Source organism: Ruegeria sp. HKCCD6119, from assembly GCF_013110585.1.
Lineage (GTDB): Bacteria > Pseudomonadota > Alphaproteobacteria > Rhodobacterales > Rhodobacteraceae > Ruegeria.
The window spans coordinates 56,294-71,751 of sequence record NZ_WVQV01000008.1 but is presented as its reverse complement, the minus strand read 5'-3'; the positions used below and the strand labels follow the sequence as shown (position 1 = coordinate 71,751).

19 protein-coding genes are annotated in these 15,458 nt (G+C 59.6%); 13 read left to right on the top strand and 6 right to left on the bottom strand.

Features of this window, described 5'->3' with window-relative positions:
• Positions 1-36: 36 nt before the first annotated feature.
• Positions 37-522, bottom strand: coding sequence for a peroxiredoxin (locus GS611_RS16235; RefSeq protein WP_171637345.1), 486 nt, complete (start codon positions 520-522; stop codon positions 37-39).
• 99 nt (positions 523-621) lie between these two features.
• Between GS611_RS16235 and GS611_RS16230 the strand changes: the two genes are divergently transcribed.
• The 4 genes from GS611_RS16230 to GS611_RS16215 all read left to right on the top strand — a co-directional run bounded on the left by GS611_RS16230 (position 622) and on the right by GS611_RS16215 (position 3,317).
• Positions 622-1,833, top strand: coding sequence for an NAD(P)/FAD-dependent oxidoreductase (locus GS611_RS16230; protein WP_171637344.1), 1,212 nt, complete (start codon positions 622-624; stop codon positions 1,831-1,833).
• The gene (gene rsmD / locus GS611_RS16225) at positions 1,830-2,387 is read left to right on the top strand and encodes a 16S rRNA (guanine(966)-N(2))-methyltransferase RsmD (protein WP_171637343.1); all 558 of its coding nucleotides are present in this window, start codon (positions 1,830-1,832) and stop codon (positions 2,385-2,387) included. The genes GS611_RS16230 and rsmD overlap by 4 nt, the downstream gene beginning before the upstream one ends.
• A gap of 89 nt (positions 2,388-2,476) precedes the next feature.
• Positions 2,477-3,112: an HAD family phosphatase gene (locus tag GS611_RS16220; protein ID WP_171637341.1), complete on the top strand. Its 636-nt coding sequence runs from the start codon at positions 2,477-2,479 to the stop codon at positions 3,110-3,112.
• 25 nt (positions 3,113-3,137) lie between these two features.
• Complete coding sequence (locus GS611_RS16215; protein ID WP_171637339.1) at positions 3,138-3,317, top strand: hypothetical protein; 180 nt, start codon at positions 3,138-3,140, stop codon at positions 3,315-3,317.
• On the opposite strand, the gene map is transcribed toward GS611_RS16215, so the two are convergent.
• The gene (gene map / locus GS611_RS16210; RefSeq protein ID WP_171637336.1) at positions 3,305-4,117 is read right to left on the bottom strand and encodes a type I methionyl aminopeptidase; all 813 of its coding nucleotides are present in this window, start codon (positions 4,115-4,117) and stop codon (positions 3,305-3,307) included. The genes GS611_RS16215 and map overlap by 13 nt on opposite strands.
• Before the next feature lie 269 nt (positions 4,118-4,386).
• On the opposite strand from map, the gene GS611_RS16205 reads away from it, so the two are divergent.
• Positions 4,387-4,782 carry a Rid family hydrolase gene (locus GS611_RS16205; RefSeq protein ID WP_253285084.1) on the top strand — a complete coding sequence of 132 codons (396 nt, stop codon included), beginning with the start codon at positions 4,387-4,389 and terminating at the stop codon, positions 4,780-4,782.
• 1 nt (position 4,783) lies between these two features.
• Here GS611_RS16205 and sfsA read toward each other — a convergent pair whose 3' ends face one another.
• Positions 4,784-5,491 carry a DNA/RNA nuclease SfsA gene (gene sfsA / locus GS611_RS16200; RefSeq protein WP_171637334.1) on the bottom strand — a complete coding sequence of 236 codons (708 nt, stop codon included), beginning with the start codon at positions 5,489-5,491 and terminating at the stop codon, positions 4,784-4,786.
• Positions 5,492-5,541: 50 nt separating this feature from the next.
• On the opposite strand from sfsA, the gene GS611_RS16195 reads away from it, so the two are divergent.
• Genes GS611_RS16195 through GS611_RS16180 form a run of 4 tightly spaced genes read left to right on the top strand, consistent with a single transcriptional unit; the run spans position 5,542 to position 8,458 of the window.
• On the top strand, positions 5,542-6,264 hold the full coding sequence (locus GS611_RS16195; RefSeq protein ID WP_171117137.1) for a molybdopterin-binding protein: 723 nt from the start codon (positions 5,542-5,544) through the stop codon (positions 6,262-6,264).
• Positions 6,261-6,971 carry an N-acetyltransferase gene (locus GS611_RS16190; RefSeq protein ID WP_171637333.1) on the top strand — a complete coding sequence of 237 codons (711 nt, stop codon included), beginning with the start codon at positions 6,261-6,263 and terminating at the stop codon, positions 6,969-6,971. Before GS611_RS16195 ends, GS611_RS16190 begins: the two co-directional genes overlap by 4 nt.
• 30 nt (positions 6,972-7,001) lie before the next feature.
• Positions 7,002-7,559, top strand: coding sequence for a peroxidase-related enzyme (locus GS611_RS16185; RefSeq protein ID WP_152459932.1), 558 nt, complete (start codon positions 7,002-7,004; stop codon positions 7,557-7,559).
• Positions 7,556-8,458 carry an OmpA family protein gene (locus tag GS611_RS16180; protein ID WP_171637332.1) on the top strand — a complete coding sequence of 301 codons (903 nt, stop codon included), beginning with the start codon at positions 7,556-7,558 and terminating at the stop codon, positions 8,456-8,458. Before GS611_RS16185 ends, GS611_RS16180 begins: the two co-directional genes overlap by 4 nt.
• On the opposite strand, the gene GS611_RS16175 is transcribed toward GS611_RS16180, so the two are convergent.
• Positions 8,451-9,413: a sodium-dependent bicarbonate transport family permease gene (locus GS611_RS16175; RefSeq protein WP_171637331.1), complete on the bottom strand. Its 963-nt coding sequence runs from the start codon at positions 9,411-9,413 to the stop codon at positions 8,451-8,453. The two genes, GS611_RS16180 and GS611_RS16175, sit on opposite strands and share 8 nt — an antisense overlap.
• A 98-nt stretch (positions 9,414-9,511) precedes the next feature.
• Between GS611_RS16175 and GS611_RS16170 the strand changes: the two genes are divergently transcribed.
• Positions 9,512-10,429: a hydrogen peroxide-inducible genes activator gene (locus tag GS611_RS16170; RefSeq protein WP_171637330.1), complete on the top strand. Its 918-nt coding sequence runs from the start codon at positions 9,512-9,514 to the stop codon at positions 10,427-10,429.
• Between the two features lie 52 nt (positions 10,430-10,481).
• Here GS611_RS16170 and GS611_RS16165 read toward each other — a convergent pair whose 3' ends face one another.
• Positions 10,482-11,387: a LysR family transcriptional regulator gene (locus GS611_RS16165; RefSeq protein WP_152459401.1), complete on the bottom strand. Its 906-nt coding sequence runs from the start codon at positions 11,385-11,387 to the stop codon at positions 10,482-10,484.
• A 227-nt stretch (positions 11,388-11,614) separates the two neighbouring features.
• Here GS611_RS16165 and GS611_RS16160 point away from each other — a divergent pair, with 227 nt between their 5' ends.
• Positions 11,615-12,055 carry a DUF4399 domain-containing protein gene (locus GS611_RS16160; protein WP_171637329.1) on the top strand — a complete coding sequence of 147 codons (441 nt, stop codon included), beginning with the start codon at positions 11,615-11,617 and terminating at the stop codon, positions 12,053-12,055.
• Positions 12,056-12,154: 99 nt separating this feature from the next.
• The gene (locus GS611_RS16155; protein ID WP_171637328.1) at positions 12,155-12,763 is read left to right on the top strand and encodes a LysE family translocator; all 609 of its coding nucleotides are present in this window, start codon (positions 12,155-12,157) and stop codon (positions 12,761-12,763) included.
• Between the two features lie 21 nt (positions 12,764-12,784).
• On the opposite strand, the gene GS611_RS16150 is transcribed toward GS611_RS16155, so the two are convergent.
• Positions 12,785-14,812: an NADPH-dependent 2,4-dienoyl-CoA reductase gene (locus GS611_RS16150; protein ID WP_171637327.1), complete on the bottom strand. Its 2,028-nt coding sequence runs from the start codon at positions 14,810-14,812 to the stop codon at positions 12,785-12,787.
• Positions 14,813-14,949: 137 nt separating this feature from the next.
• On the opposite strand from GS611_RS16150, the gene GS611_RS16145 reads away from it, so the two are divergent.
• Entirely contained in the window at positions 14,950-15,441 is a 492-nt protein-coding gene (locus GS611_RS16145) for an RNA pyrophosphohydrolase (protein WP_171637326.1), read from the top strand.
• Positions 15,442-15,458: the final 17 nt, after the last annotated feature.

The window sequence follows — 15,458 nt, the reverse complement described above, 5'->3', positions numbered from 1 at the left end:
TTCACGCGGCCCCGGACAGACCGGGGCCGGCCAAATTCAGATCACCTCCAGCAGACCTTCACCCGCCGAGATCCCGCAAGCACCGGGGTTATCTTCCAAGTTCAGGGCCGTGACCTTGCCGTTCTCGACCAGCATCGCATACCGTTTCGAGCGTGCGAACAGGCCAACGGGCGGGGCGTCGAAATCCATGCCGATGGCTTTGGTGAATTCTGAGGCCGCGTCTGAAACCATGGTCAGTCCGGCTGCGGCCGCGCCGGTGGATTCACCCCAGGCCTGCATGACGAACGGGTCGTTGACCGACAGGCACATGATCTCGTCCACGCCCTTGTCGTCGAACTGCTTTTTGGTGCGAATGAAGCTTGGCACATGTGCGGTGGTGCATGTGCCGGTATAGGCGCCTGGCACAGCGAAAATGACAACCTTGCGCCCTTTGGTCTTGTCTGAAATCCGAACTTCCTCTGGCCCGTCGGCCCCCATCTGGATCAGTGTGGCCTCGGGCAGAGTGTCTCCTGTTGAAATCATTTTTCAGCTCCTGTCGTTTGGATTTGCAGAATTGGGCTAAGCCGCAATATAGGTGGTCAAATCAGAGAGACCACGGGAAATCTGCAGGGTGGGCAAAGCATGAGCCATATTGTCGTGATTGGCGCGGGTCAGGCAGGAGCGTCCTTGGTGGCGCGGTTGCGCAAGGACGGGTTCGACGGAGAGATTACTCTGATCGGGGCCGAGCCGCATCTGCCGTATCAGCGCCCGCCTTTATCCAAGGCCTATCTTCTTGGAGAGATGGAACTGGAGCGCCTGTTCCTGCGACCCGAAAGCTTCTATGCCGAAAACAACATCACTCTGCGGCTTGGCCTGCGCGTGACCGGCATCGACCCCAAGGCCAAGACGGTCACTGTTGGGGATGAAGTCATCCCGTATGACGAACTGGCGCTGACCACCGGGTCAGATCCGCGCCGCCTGCCTGCCGCCATCGGAGGTGATCTGGACGGCGTGCACGTGGTGCGCGACCTGGCCCATATTGACGAGATGGAACCCAAAGTGACCGAAGGCGCCCGCGCGTTGATTGTGGGCGGCGGTTACATCGGGCTCGAGGCCGCCGCCGTCTGCGCGAAACGCGGCGTCAAGGTCACCTTGGTCGAGATGGCCGACCGCATCCTGCAACGGGTCGCTGCGCCAGAAACCAGCGCGTATTTCCGCGCGTTACACAGCGAATACGGTGCCGACATCCGCGAAGGCGTCGGGCTGGATCGTCTGATTGGCGAAAATGGCAGGGTTGTGGGGGCCGTGTTGACGGACGGCACGACGCTGGACGTTGATTTCGTCGTGGTTGGTGTGGGCATCACCCCCTCAACCCAACTGGCCGAGATGGCAGGGCTCGAACTGGACAACGGCATCAAAACCGATGCCCATGGTCGCACGTCTGATCCGTCGATCTGGGCGGCGGGCGATTGCGCCTCTTTTCCGCATGGCGAAGGGCGTATCCGTCTGGAAAGCGTCCCAAACGCCATCGACCAGGCCGAAATTGTGGCGCAGAACATGCTAGGTGCCGCCAAGGATTATGTGGCGACCCCATGGTTCTGGTCGGACCAGTACGACGTCAAGCTTCAGATCGCGGGCCTGAACACCGGATATGACCGCGTGGTGACCCGCAAGGGCGAGGGTCAGACCGTGTCCTTCTGGTATTACAAGGGCGACAGGCTGATTGCTGTGGATGCGATGAATGATCCGCGGGCATACATGGTCGGCAAAAGACTGATCGAAATGGGCAAGACCGCTGATCCCGAAGTCGTGGCAGACCCGAACGCGGACCTGAAACCGCTGCTCAAGGCGTGAGGATCATTGCCGGAGAATTCCGGGGCCGGGCGCTGGCCTCGGTCGGCAAGGGTGATGCGGGCGCGCATCTGCGCCCCACCACCGACCGTGTGCGTGAAAGCCTGTTCAATGTGCTCAGCCACCAGATCGAATTTGACGGTTTGCGGGTGCTGGATCTGTTCGCGGGAACCGGGGCGCTGGGGCTCGAGGCGCTGTCGCGGGGGGCGTCGCATGTCACCTTCGTCGATGACGGGCGAGTGGCCCAGGGGTTGATACGCAAGAACATCGACCTGACCCGCAGCGCCGACCGTACGGATTTGATCCGCCGCGACGCGACCCGGTTGGGCGACAATCCCGGCGCGCCTTATGATCTGGTTTTTCTGGACCCGCCTTACGGGAAATCCATGGGGCAGAAGGCCGTCGCCGCCTTGGCCAATGGCTGGATCGCGGATGATGCCTTGTTGGTTTGGGAAGAAAACGCCCCGATGCAGGCGCCGGCCGGATTTAAATTGCATAACAGCCGCAAATATGGCGACACGCATATTTCCTTGATGTGGAAAGGCGTTCCAGATTGAAACGCGCTGCGCGGTTTGGTGCGGAACATGGGTGGACGATGACGGGAAAGCCTTGATAGGCCGAGTGCGAGGCAAATCAGGGATTCCATATGCACGATCTTGTCATTTTCGATTGCGACGGCGTTCTGGTGGACAGCGAGGTGGTCTCGAACCAGGTGCTGGTGGACAATCTGGCGCAACATGGCCTGCATCTGGCGCTGCATGAATGTATGTCCCTGTTTGTGGGCGGAACCATGGTGGGTGTGCGGGACAAGGCCCGCGCGATGGGTGCCGTTCTGCCCGAAGACTGGATAGATCAGGTCTATGCCGAAACCTACGACCGCCTGCGTGTAGGTGTGCCATTGGTGCCCGGTATCGCAGACCTGCTTGAGGGGCTGGATCAAAAAGGTATCCCCTGTTGCGTTGCGTCGAATGGCAGCCCGGACAAGATGAAGATCACTCTGGGTCAGAACGGGCTTTGGGACCGGTTCAAAGACGTGATGTTCTCGGCCCATGTGCTGGGCACCGGAAAGCCGGACCCAAAGATGTTCCAACTGGCCGCCGAGCACTTTGGCGCGACGGCTCCGGTGGTGATCGAAGACAGCCACAGTGGTGTCACGGCGGCAATCCGCGCCGGCATGCGTTGCCTTGCTTATGCGCCTCAGGGAGGCGGTGAAAAGCTGGCGGATCTGGGGGCCGAAGTGATCACGGACATGTCACAGGCGCATGGGTTGTTGGGACTTTGACCCGCGGTCGTGCTAATGTGCACGCATGGACCGCACTCTGACACCTTTTGCCTGGACCTTTTCTAGCGACAGCGAAGCCGCTGCCGGCCCCGAGCGCAAACCCATGCGCGCGCCGGTCTTCATCCACGACGCGGTCACGCCGTGGGCGGACGAAACGATGCTGCTGAAACTCCTCCGCGAACAGGCCGCGGATCAGGAGGAATAGGTCGGGTGAAACTTGCCAGCGGGTGACAGGGTAAAGATATCGACCCCATCCGAGGTGACGCCCACCGAATGTTCGAACTGTGCCGACAGCGATTTGTCGCGGGTTACGGCTGTCCAGTCATCGGCCAGGGTCTTGGTTTCGGGACGACCCAGATTGACCATGGGTTCGATGGTAAAGAACATACCCTCTTCCAGAACGGCACCGGTGCCCGGGCGGCCATAGTGCAGCACGTTCGGTGGCGCGTGAAACACACGACCCAGACCATGACCGCAGAAATCACGCACGACGCTCATCCGGTGTGCTTCGACATAGGACTGGATGGCATGGCCGATGTCACCAAAGGTATTGCCCGGCTTGACCATCTCGATGCCCTTGAACAGCGCGTCATGGGTCACCTGGATCAGCCGTTCCGCCTTGCGCGGCAGCTTGCCCGCCACATACATGCGTGAGGTGTCGCCAAACCAGCCATCGACGATGACGGTGACGTCGATATTCAGGATATCGCCGTCCTTCAGCTTTTTCTCACCTGGAATACCGTGGCAGACCACGTGGTTCACGCTGATGCAGCTGGCGTGCTGATAGCCTTTATAACCTATGGTGGCCGAGGTCGCACCGGCGTCTTCGACCATCTGCGTGATCAGCCCGTCAATGGCGCCCGTGGTTTGTCCGGGAAACACATGTTCGGCAATATCATCCAGAATCCGCGCCGCCAAAGCCCCCGCCGCGTGCATCCCGGCGAAGTCACCTTGTTCATAGATGCGAATGCCGTCCTTGGTCAGGCGGCCACGATGCTCTTTCATCGACGCTAAGCTCCAAATGTTGCGCGCAGCATTCCTTTTACGCTGCTTGTGCAGAAAGTACCAGAGGGCGCGTGTTCAGACTGCGTAAACCATGCGGGAAACTTGGTTCCGTTGGCTCAGGATTCAAGAGTAGGGGCTGCATTGCAGCATCTCGGACCCCACCGCCTCGACTGCAATCCGTACGGCTACTGGCTTGGACACTTTTCACGGCAGGCGGATCAGTATCTAATGATTGCATTTTTTCTTGAGAAAATCAGGGAACCGGATGCATGTCACAGAAACGAGAATTGATCTCTAACGGAAACCCCATGGAAAGCATCGTTGGGTTCGGCCGAGCGGTTCGGGTCGGGAACTTCATCGCGGTCGGGGGAACCGCACCAGTCGATGCTGACGGCAACACTGTGGGTGTCGGCGATGTCTATCTGCAAACCAGACAATGTTTCGAAATCATCAAAGATGCGCTTGAGCGTGCCGGGTCAGGGCTGCACGATATTGTCAGAACGCGTGTCATCCTGACCGAAATCGAAAACTGGAAACAGGCGATCGAAGCCCGAAAGCTGTATTGTCTGGATGCTCGCCCTGTAGATACTATCATGGCCATCGAACGATTTGTGAATCCCGAGTGGCTGGTCGAGATTGAGGTTGATGCTGTCGTTGCGGACTGACTCAGCCGGCCAAGATCCTCATTTCAGTCTGCACCCAAACCCCCGACGGCGTTATCCGCGTCCCGCAAACGATCCGTTCCACCCCTTGCGCCTGCGCCGCCTCAAATGCCGCCGCGTAGGCTGGATCAATATCGGCCGCCAAAGCAAACCGGTCGCAATCGGTTCGCTGAACCAAATACAGCATGATCGCCCGGTGCCCTTGTGACGCCATCGCGGCCAACTCGCCCAGATGCTTGGTGCCACGGGCTGTGACGCTGTCGGGAAACTCGGCCAGTCCGGGCTGGCGTGAAAGTGTCACGCTTTTCACCTCGACATAGGCATCCGGCAGGCCCGGCCCCGTCAGCAGGAAATCGATGCGGCTGTTGTCGCCGTATTTCATCTCGGGCCGGACGGTGTCATAGGCGGCCAGTTCGGGGATATCACCGGCTTCCAAAGCAGCCCGCAGCGCCCGGTTCGGGACCGAGGTATCGACCCCGGTAAAATGCCCGTTCTCGTGGTCCACCAGCCGCCATCCGAATTTCAGCTTTTTCTTCGGATCGTCGTTGGGTTCCAGCCAGATTTTCTCACCCGGTTCGGCCAGCCCCATCATCGATCCCGGATTGGCGCAATGGGCCGTTACCTCACTTCCATCCTCAAGCCTGCAATCGGCCAGAAAGCGTTTGTAGCGGCGGATCAGCCGGGCGGGGACAAGAGGGGTTTCAAAACGCATGTCTCACGGCCTATACCTGCCCCTGAAAACGATCAAGAGGGGACAGCGCCATGGCCAATCCAACCGCAGCGATGCTGGTGATCGGGGATGAAATCCTGTCGGGTCGCACCCGCGATGCGAATATGCATTTTCTGGCGCAGGAGCTGACCAAACACGGCATCGACCTGAAAGAGGTCCGCATTGTCAGCGATGATGCCCCTGCCATTGAAGCGGCCGTCAAAGCGTTGTCCGATGCCTATGACAATGTCTTCACCAGCGGCGGCATCGGCCCGACCCATGACGATATCACGGCCGATTGCATTGCCCGCGCTTTCGATACACCCATTGATGTGCGCGATGACGCGCGCGCGCTGTTGCAGGCCCATTACGACAAATCCGGGCTGGAACTGAATGCCGCCCGCCTGCGCATGGCGCGTATTCCGGACGGGGCGACGCTGATCGAAAATCCGGTTTCGACAGCGCCCGGGTTCACGCTTGCGAATGTGCATGTCATGGCAGGTGTGCCGTCGGTTTTTCAGGCGATGGTGGCGAGCGTGTTGCCAACATTGACCGGAGGCCGCCCTTTGCTGTCGCAAACTCTGCGTGTGGACCGCGGAGAAGGTGATATCGCCGCAACCCTGGCGGCCTTGGCCGAAGATTTCAGTGACTTGTCCATCGGGTGCTATCCGTTTCAGATCAACGGTGCCTTCGGGGCCAACGTGGTTGTACGCGGCACCGACGGAGGCCGGATCGACGCGGCCACCACCCGCCTGGCGAAAGAGCTTGAGCTTTGAGCAATAACTGGGCGGAAATAGTCGACGGAACATGGCCCGCCGCACGCTATCAGCGGCTTGGCCCGTTTCTGCTGCGTGAGGGGCGGGGCGGAGGGTCGCGCGTATCAGCGGCCAGTGCATTGGGCCCGGCCAACGAAGACGATATCGACGCCGCCGAGGCCGCGATGCTGTCCATGGGGCAAAAACGCATCTTTTGCCTGCGGCCCGGGGATGAAGCTCTGGATGCAATGCTGGCCCAGCGGGGATACGACATTCTTGACCCGGTCAACATTTATGTCTGCCCCATCTCTCGGCTGATCGATCAGCCAATCCCACCGGTCATGGTGTTTTCGATCTGGGAACCGCTTGAGATCATGCGCGAAATCTGGGCCTCGGGCGGGATCGGACCCGAGCGGATCGCGGTGATGGAACGTGCCAATGGACCCAAGACAGGATTTTTGCTGCGTCACAACGACAAACCCAGCGGCGTGGCTTTTGTGGCGATGCATGCAGACACTGCGTTGGTCCACGCGCTGGAAGTGTTGCCCGAACACCGTCGTCAGGGGCTGGGCCACTGGACCATGCGCGCGGCCGCATTCTGGGCGCGTGATCACGGTGCGCAGAACCTCAGCGTGATCTGCACCAAAGCCAATGAGGGCGCCAACGGTCTTTATCGTGCCCTCGGGATGGAGATCGCGGGCGAATACCATTACCGTCATCTTGTCTGAACCGAAGAGGCCGCCGTGACACAAAAAGACATGCCTACCGCGCTGAACCTGCCCATGGTCGATCCACTGCCGCCGGAAACGCAGAAATACTTTGATATCTGTGTCGAAAAACTGGGCATGGTGCCGAATGTGCTGAAAGCCAACGCATTCGACATCGACAAGCTGAACGCCTTCACCGCGATGTATAACGACCTGATGCTGGCTGACAGCGGGCTGACCAAACTGGAACGCGAGATGATCGCGGTCGTCGTCTCGTCAATCAACAAGTGTTTCTACTGTCTGGTCGCCCATGGGGCGGCGGTGCGTCAGCTTTCGGGCAATCCGCAACTGGGCGAAATGCTGGTGATGAACTATCGCGTCGCCCCGCTGGAGCCGCGTCAACGGGCGATGCTGGACTTTGCCGCAAAGATGACCACCGCCAGCGCCGAGATCGAAGAGCCCGACCGCCAGCGCCTGCGCGATGCAGGCTTTTCCGACCGCGACATCTGGGACATCGCCAATGTCGCCGGGTTTTTCAACATGTCAAACCGGGTCGCCAGCGCAACGGCGATGGTGCCCAACGAAGAATATCACGCACAGTTTCGATGATCCGCGCCGCCGCCCTTGTTGCCCTGCTGATGACAGGACCTGTTGCCGCGCAGGACCTGACCTTGCCGGCCAGTGCCCGACAGATCAGCGACCGAACATCGCCACTGGACAGCTATGACCTGCCGACGGGGCCTTATGCAAATGGCTCGGTTCCCGCAGAAACGCTCGAAGGGCGCGTGGAACGCTATACGTGGCGGCTTCAGGCGGGGTCGAGCACGACATTGCAGCTGCTGGCACCGTTGCGGGACCAGATCGAGGCGCAGGGCTACAAGATCCTGTTCGAATGCGACGCGCGGGTTTGTGGCGGTTTCGATTTCCGTTTTGGCACCGAGGTCGTGCCAACCCCGGACATGTATGTCGCTATTCAGGATTACCGGTTCTTGTCGGCCACCAAGGGGCCGGTTGCCCTTAGCCTGCTGGTCAGCCGCAATCCCCCGGATGGCTATGTTCAGATGATCCGGGTCACACCCCAGGACGCGCCGGACCCGGACCCTGTGGTGATCGAGCAAGCCGTGGAAGGCCCGGTCGGATTGCTGGAGGCCTTGGCGACAACGGGCCACGTGATCCTGGATGACCTGCATTTTCCGACGGGCGAGGTTGCCCTGGGCGAAGGGCCGTTTGACTCGCTGACCTTGCTGGCCGGATACTTGACCGACAACCCGAACACACGCCTGGCGTTGGTAGGGCACACTGACGATACCGGTGCCTTACAGGCAAATATTGCGGTTAGCAAAAGCCGGGCCGAGGCGGTGCGGACCCGCCTGATCGATGCGCATGGCGTGGCACCCGACCGGATCGAAGCGCAGGGTGTTGGCTATCTGTCTCCGCTCACATCGAATGCAACTCCGGAAGGGCGCGATCTCAACCGTCGGGTCGAAGCCGTATTGCTGGTCAACTGACCCACCACAGGTACAGCGGCAATCCGACGGTGATGTTGAACGGAAACGACACCCCCAGCGACAAGGTCAGATAGATCCCGGCCTCGGCCTTTGGAAGGGCGATCTTCATCGCGGCGGGAACCGCGATATACGAAGCCGAGGCTGACAGCACCATGAACAGGAACAAGCTGCCCTGTGGCAAGCCGATCACGGCACCTACCGCCCAGGCCATAAATGCGCCGATCAGGGGCATCAAAACACCAAAGGCGAACAGGCCAACCGACAGCTTGTCTCGGTTGCTGATCAGGCTGCGCCCTGCCGACAGGCCCATATCCAGCAGAAACAGGCACAGGATTCCGGTGAAAGGCGTCACGATGAAGGGCGCGATCATCTGCATGCCTTCACCACCGGTGATGGCTCCGATCAGGAAGGCACCGGTAAGCAGCACGATCGAGCCATTGGCCAGCAGATCGCGCCACAGCTTGTCATCCTTGACGCCATTGCTTCCGGTCTTGTGCGCCAACCAAAGCGCCGACAGGATTGCGGGCACCTCCATCGCAGCCGCAACGGCCACCATGAATCCGTCATGGGTCAGCCCCACCAGATCCAGCAGGCTGGTGGCCGTAACAAAGGTGACGATCGAGATCGAACCATAGTGCCCTGCCACCGCCGCCGCGTTCAGCGCATCCAGCCGTGTCATCACCCTGAGCAGGCCAAAGGCCACGAAGGGGATGGTAAAGGACAAGGCGACACCGCCCAGCAGCGTCAGGAACAGTTGCAGGTGAATGCCATGCGCGGCCAGACTGGCACCGCCTTTGAACCCGATGGCCAGCAGCAGGTAAAGCGACATGAACTTGGCCGCGCCCGCCGGAATGGACAGGTCACTGCGTACAAAGGCAGCCAGAAGCCCAAGGGCAAAAAACAGTATGGTCGGCACAAGCAGGTTGCTGGAAAGCGTCTCGATCACTCCGGGCATAATTGACTCCTGATCCCTCGTTTTCGGGTTAGGTGCCTTGCAAAACTGATTTCGCCAAATACTATCTTTCTAAGTTATATATAGTTTCAGGCTATGAAATGCGTCCCACATTGCGACAGTTGGAATACATCGTTACGGTCAGTCGCCTTGGGCGATTCAGTTTGGCTGCCGAGGTGCTGAATGTCAGCCAGCCCAGCCTGTCGACGCAAATTGCGACTGTAGAACAAGAGCTTGGCGTTCGGATCTTTGAGCGTAACCGGGGTGGTATCCAGGTGACGGCGAAAGGAGAAGAATTCATCTTGCGCGCACAGAAGATCCTGGCAGAGGTCAAGGACCTTCGCCACGCCATGTCGAACGATATGCCCGCCGGAGGAAGGTTGCGACTGGGGGTTTTGCCTTCGATCGGGCCTTATCTGTTGCCGCAAGCCATCAAACAGGTGCACCGGATTCGCCCCGGATTGCGTATTGCGGTTCGCGAGGAAAACACACTGGATCTGGAACAGGGTCTGAAATCCGGTCGCTTTGATCTGATATTGTCCACGCCCGAAGATCATCCGAATACCGTGCAACACCGGTTGTTCAACGAACCTCTTTGGGTCGCGGTTGCCGTTGATGACGTTCTGGCGCGGGACTTGCAGGGTGTCAGTGCCACCGATCTTCAGAACCGGATCTTCCTCACCCTGGATCAAAGCCACCGCCTGTCGCGCATCGTCTATGCATTGGCGGCGGAATGCGGTGGGGTTGTTTCGGATGAGTATGAAGGCACGACGCTTGATTCCATTGTTCTGATGGCGGCTTCGGGTGTTGGTGTTGCGGTACTGCCTGATCTTTATGCTCGCAGACAGGGGATCTACCGCGACGAGGTGCGCTTGCGACCGCTGTCCATCGCCAATGCAAATCGCGATATTGCTCTTTTGGTACGCAGTTCCGAGACCCCACCGCCGGGTCAGAATGTGCTGACGGACAGCTTGCGCACTTCCGCCCGGTCCATGGGACTGTCAGTGATCGACCCGTAAAAAAAGGCCCGCACTTTCATACGCGGGCCAAAGGTTGGTCTTCAGGGAGAAATTACCAGTCCATCGGACCCTTCCCGTGGAAGGAATCAACGAGGAAATCGATGAAGGCCCGCACTTTGGGTTGCGTAAAGCGGCCCGGCGGGTAGACGGCGTAAACGCCTTGAACTTCGTCAGGCAGGGACGGCATTGCATCGACAACCAGCCCGGCCTTCAGGGCTTCGGCGTAAAGATAGCTGGGCAGATAGGCGATACCCAGGCCGGAAACCGCTGCGTTCAACAGGGATTGGCCATCATTGACACTCAACCACCCGGCGGTACGAACCTGACGTTTTTCGCCGGACGGCGCGGTCAGTTTCCAGACATTGCCCGAGGATTGGCTGGAATAATGCAGCAGCTTGTGTTCGTTCAGATCATCGATCTTCTGCGGCCGGCCGAATCTTTCGACATAACTGGGCGCGGCGACCATGCGTTTGACCGTCTCGGTCAGTTTGCGGGCGCGCAACGTGCTGTCTTCCAGCTCACCAATGCGCACGGCCACGTCAAATCCTTCGGAAATCAGCTCGACATAGCGGTTGTTCAAAACCATGTTCACGGTGATGTCGGGGTAGGCTGCAAGGAACTCGGACAGAACAGGTGACAGGTGATTGACGCCGAAATCCGTGGCGACGCTGATGCGCAAAAGACCAGACGGGGCCGATTGCATTGACGTGACCAGTGAATCCGCTTCTCCGGCATCATTCAACACGCGCCGCGCGCGGTCATAATAGGCCAGCCCGATTTCCGTTGGTGAAACCCGGCGCGTGGTGCGGTTCAACAGCCGCGCTCCCAGACGCGCCTCAAGGCTCGATACGTGTTTGGACACAGCTGATTTGGAGATGCCCATCTTTTTGGCCGCATCGGTGAAGCCACCCTGGTCCACCACATTGGCGAAGGCTTCCATTTCGGTCAGTCGGTCCATACTCGTTCCCCAGATCTTGATTTCCGTCCTGACTATGGCGCTGAATCTGGGCGGAAACGGGGCAGACATGGGATAATATCAGGGATTTGAATCGGATCGTTTGCGTATGAGAAACGCAGAAACAGTGGTTTCCAAACTCACCTCAGGCAATGTGATGCTGTGTTTTTCAGGCAATCGCGCTAAGATCTCTCATTGAGAATGGCATTTTTGTGACCAGGGAGGAGATCATGAGAACCTTTTTCGCCATTGCTGCGCTTTGCCTTTCTGTGGGCTTTGCGCATGCCGGAGGAGAGACCCCGTCGAATCCTGATGCAAAAGTCTATTTCGTCAACCTGTCGGATGGCGATACCGTGCAATCACCGGTCACGGTTGTCTTTGGCCTAAGCGGCATGGGCGTCGCGCCCGCCGGAACCGACAAAGAAAACACCGGGCACCACCACCTGCTGCTTGACCGTCCCCCGCTGGGTGAAGGCGAGGATGGCGAGGATGAGTTGGCCAATGGCCTGCCCGCCGACGATAATCACATGCACTTCGGAGGCGGTCAGACCGAAGTAGCATTGGATCTGTCGCCGGGCCAACACACCCTGCAATTGGTTCTGGGCGATGCCGGGCATGTGCCGCATTCCCCGCCGATTGTATCCGAAGTGATCACGATCACCGTGGAATAGCCGCAGGTCGTTGAAACCGTCCGTTCGGTTCATGTTATGGAAAGGCATTTACATTTTCGGCGCACTTAGTGAATCTGCCTGCATTTGCAGGGGGTAATAATGTCGCTGGAATTCTTCGTCACATCATTGATTGTTGTTTTGCTGCCGGGTACCGGCGTCATCTATACTTTGGCTGTCGGTCTTGGGCGCGGGTTTCGCGCAAGTCTTGCCGCAGCCTTCGGATGCACACTTGGGATCGTTCCTGCGGCCTTGGCCAGCATCATCGGACTTGCAGCCTTGCTGCACACCAGTGCCGTCGCGTTTCAACTCATCAAATATCTTGGCGTCTTGTACTTGTTCTACATGGCATGGGGAATCCTGAAGGACGGTGGCGCCATGGACGTCGCGGCGGAGAAATCCGCAAAAAGCGACTTTAGAATTGCCGTGACAGGAACGCTGATCAACGTTTTGAACCCAAAGTTGTCGCTATTCTTCCTGGCCTTTCTGCCTCAATTCCTGCCGGCGAATGCAGCAAATGCAGGAATGGAGCTGGCCAAACTGGCGCTGGCCTTCATGGCCATGACATTTATTGTTTTTGTCGGGTATGGGGCATGCGCCGCACTGGCGCGGGACTATGTGATCCGGCGCCCTGCTGTGATGGCGTGGATAAAGCGGTGTTTCGCAACCGCTTTTGGTGCCTTGGGTGCAAAGCTCGCGCTGTCGGACTGAAGACACTCTGAACGAGTGGCTTCAGAACTCTGCGGCAAGGCGTGTGCCCTGATTGATCGCGCGTTTGGCGTCCAGTTCGGCCGCCACGTCCGCCCCACCGATCACATGCGGGGTGATCCCGCGTTCGATCAGCGCGTCGGCCAGCGACCGCTCGGGCACCTGTCCTGCACACAGAACGATCGTATCCGCCTTGATGACGGTCGGATCGGCGCGCTCTTCTCCGAACGAGACATGCAGCCCCTCGTCGTCTATGCGTTCATAGTTCACGCCGCCCACGAAGTTGACATCCTTCATCTTCAGCGTGGCGCGGTGGATCCAGCCGGTGGTCTTGCCCAGCCCCTTGCCATGCGCCTGCTTCTTGCGCTGCAGCAGCGTGACCTGCCGCTTGGGCGCCTCGGGTTGCGGGCCTTCCGGCGCCAGGCCTGCGCGGTGCTGTTCAGGGTCGGCGACGCCCCATTCCTTCATCCACAAGGGCAGGTCGGTGGTGGGCGAATGGCCTTCCTCCAACAGGTATTCCGACACGTCGAAGCCGATGCCGCCGGCGCCGATCACGGCCACCGATTTGCCCACCGGGGCCTTGTCGCGCAGCACGTCGATATAGTTCACGACATTGTCGCTGTCTTCGCCCGGGATCTGCGGGTCGCGCGGGTTGACGCCCGTGGCGATCACCACCTCATCGAACCCGCCCAGATCGTCGGCGCCGACTTTGCGGCCCAATTCGACCTTGACGCCCAGATCGTTCAGCATGGTGCGGTACCAGTCCACCAAGCCCCAGAACTCTTCCTTGCCCGGCACCTGCTTGGCCATGTTCAGTTGGCCGCCGATCTCGTCGGCCTTATCGAACACGGTCACGTTATGGCCGCGCTCCGCCGCCGTCATCGCCGTGGACAGGCCCGCCGGACCCGCGCCTACGATGGCCACGCGCTTGGGCGTGGCGGCCTTTTCGATCACCAGCTCGGTCTCGTGGCAGGCGCGCGGGTTGACAAGGCAGGATGTCAGCTTGCCGCTGAAGGTGTGATCCAGGCAGGCCTGGTTGCAGGCGATGCAGGGCGCGATCCTGGCCGACTCGCCGGCCATCGCCTTGGCCACGAAATCCGCATCCGCCAGCATCGGCCGCGCCAAAGAGACCATATCGGCACAGCCCTCGGCCAGCACCTGCTCGGCCACATCGGGCGTGTTGATCCGGTTCGAGGTGATGACCGGAATCCCCACCTTGCCCATCAGCTTCTTGGTCACCCAGGAAAAGGCCGCGCGCGGCACGCTGGTGGCGATGGTCGGAATCCGCGCCTCGTGCCAGCCAATGCCGGTGTTGATGATCGTGGCCCCGGCCTTTTCGATCTCCTGCGCCAGTTGCACCACCTCGTCATGGGTCGAGCCGTTGGGTACCAGATCGATCATCGACAGCCGGTAGATGATGATGAAATCGGTTCCCACCGCCGCGCGGGTGCGGCGAACCACCTCGATAGCCAAGCGCATGCGGTTCTCATAGGACCCGCCCCAACGGTCTGTGCGCTTGTTGGTGTGGGTCACCAGAAACTGGTTGATGAAATAACCCTCGGACCCCATGATCTCGACCCCGTCATAGCCCGCCTTTTGGGCCAGCACGGCGGCGTTGACGATGTCGCTGATCTGTTTCTCGATGCCGTCCTCGTCCAACTCGTTGGGGGGGAAGGGCGAGATCGGAGACTTCACCGGGCTGGGCGCCACGCATTTCGGCCCATAGGCATAGCGGCCCGCATGCAGGATCTGCATCGCGATCTTGCCACCTGCCTGATGCACACGGTCGGTGACGACGGAATGATTGGCCACGTCCTTGTCGCTGGTCATCATCGCCGCCCCCGGCAGGACCGAGCCTTCAAGGTTCGGCCCGATTCCCCCCGTGACCATCAGCGCCACGCCACCGCGCGCGCGGGCGGCATAGAACTCGGCCACCCGGTTCCAGTCGCCGGTTTCTTCCAACCCGGTATGCATCGAGCCCATCAGGACCCGGTTCTTCAACGTGGTAAAGCCCAGATCCAGTGGTGCCAGCATGTTTGGGTACACAGTCATGGCAAAACTCTCCCTCCTGAATTTGCGTGATAGATTGACGTTCGCGTAAACTTTGTCACGCGAAACCCCACGTCACCCTCTTTGCTGTTGCGCCGGTGGTTGCTAGAGGTGGGCGGAACAACCCGATGAGGCCGCGCATGACCCCCGAAGATATTGCAAAACTGCCCTACCGCCCCTGCGTCGGGCTGATGCTGATGAACGATCAGGGCCAGATCTTTGTCGGACAGCGCAACGACCGCCACGCGAACGCCTGGCAAATGCCGCAGGGCGGTGTGGACAAGGGCGAAGACCCTCGTGATGCGGCCTTGCGAGAGCTGTTGGAGGAAACCGGAGTCACGGCTAATCTGGTTGAAATCATCGCGGAAACCGAGGGCTGGCTGCCTTATGACCTGCCGCATGACATCGTGCCCAAGATATGGAAGGGCCGCTTCCGCGGGCAGGAGCAGAAATGGTTCCTGATGCGGTATCTGGGAACCGACGATCAGATCGACATCGAAACCGACCACCCCGAGTTCACCTGCTGGAAATGGCAGGAGCCAGACCGGCTGATCGCCGAGATCGTGCCCTTCAAGCGCGAGGTGTATGAGCGCGTGGTCGAGGCTTTTTCCGACTATCTAAGCGAATTCTGATCGCTTGGGTTGCGTTT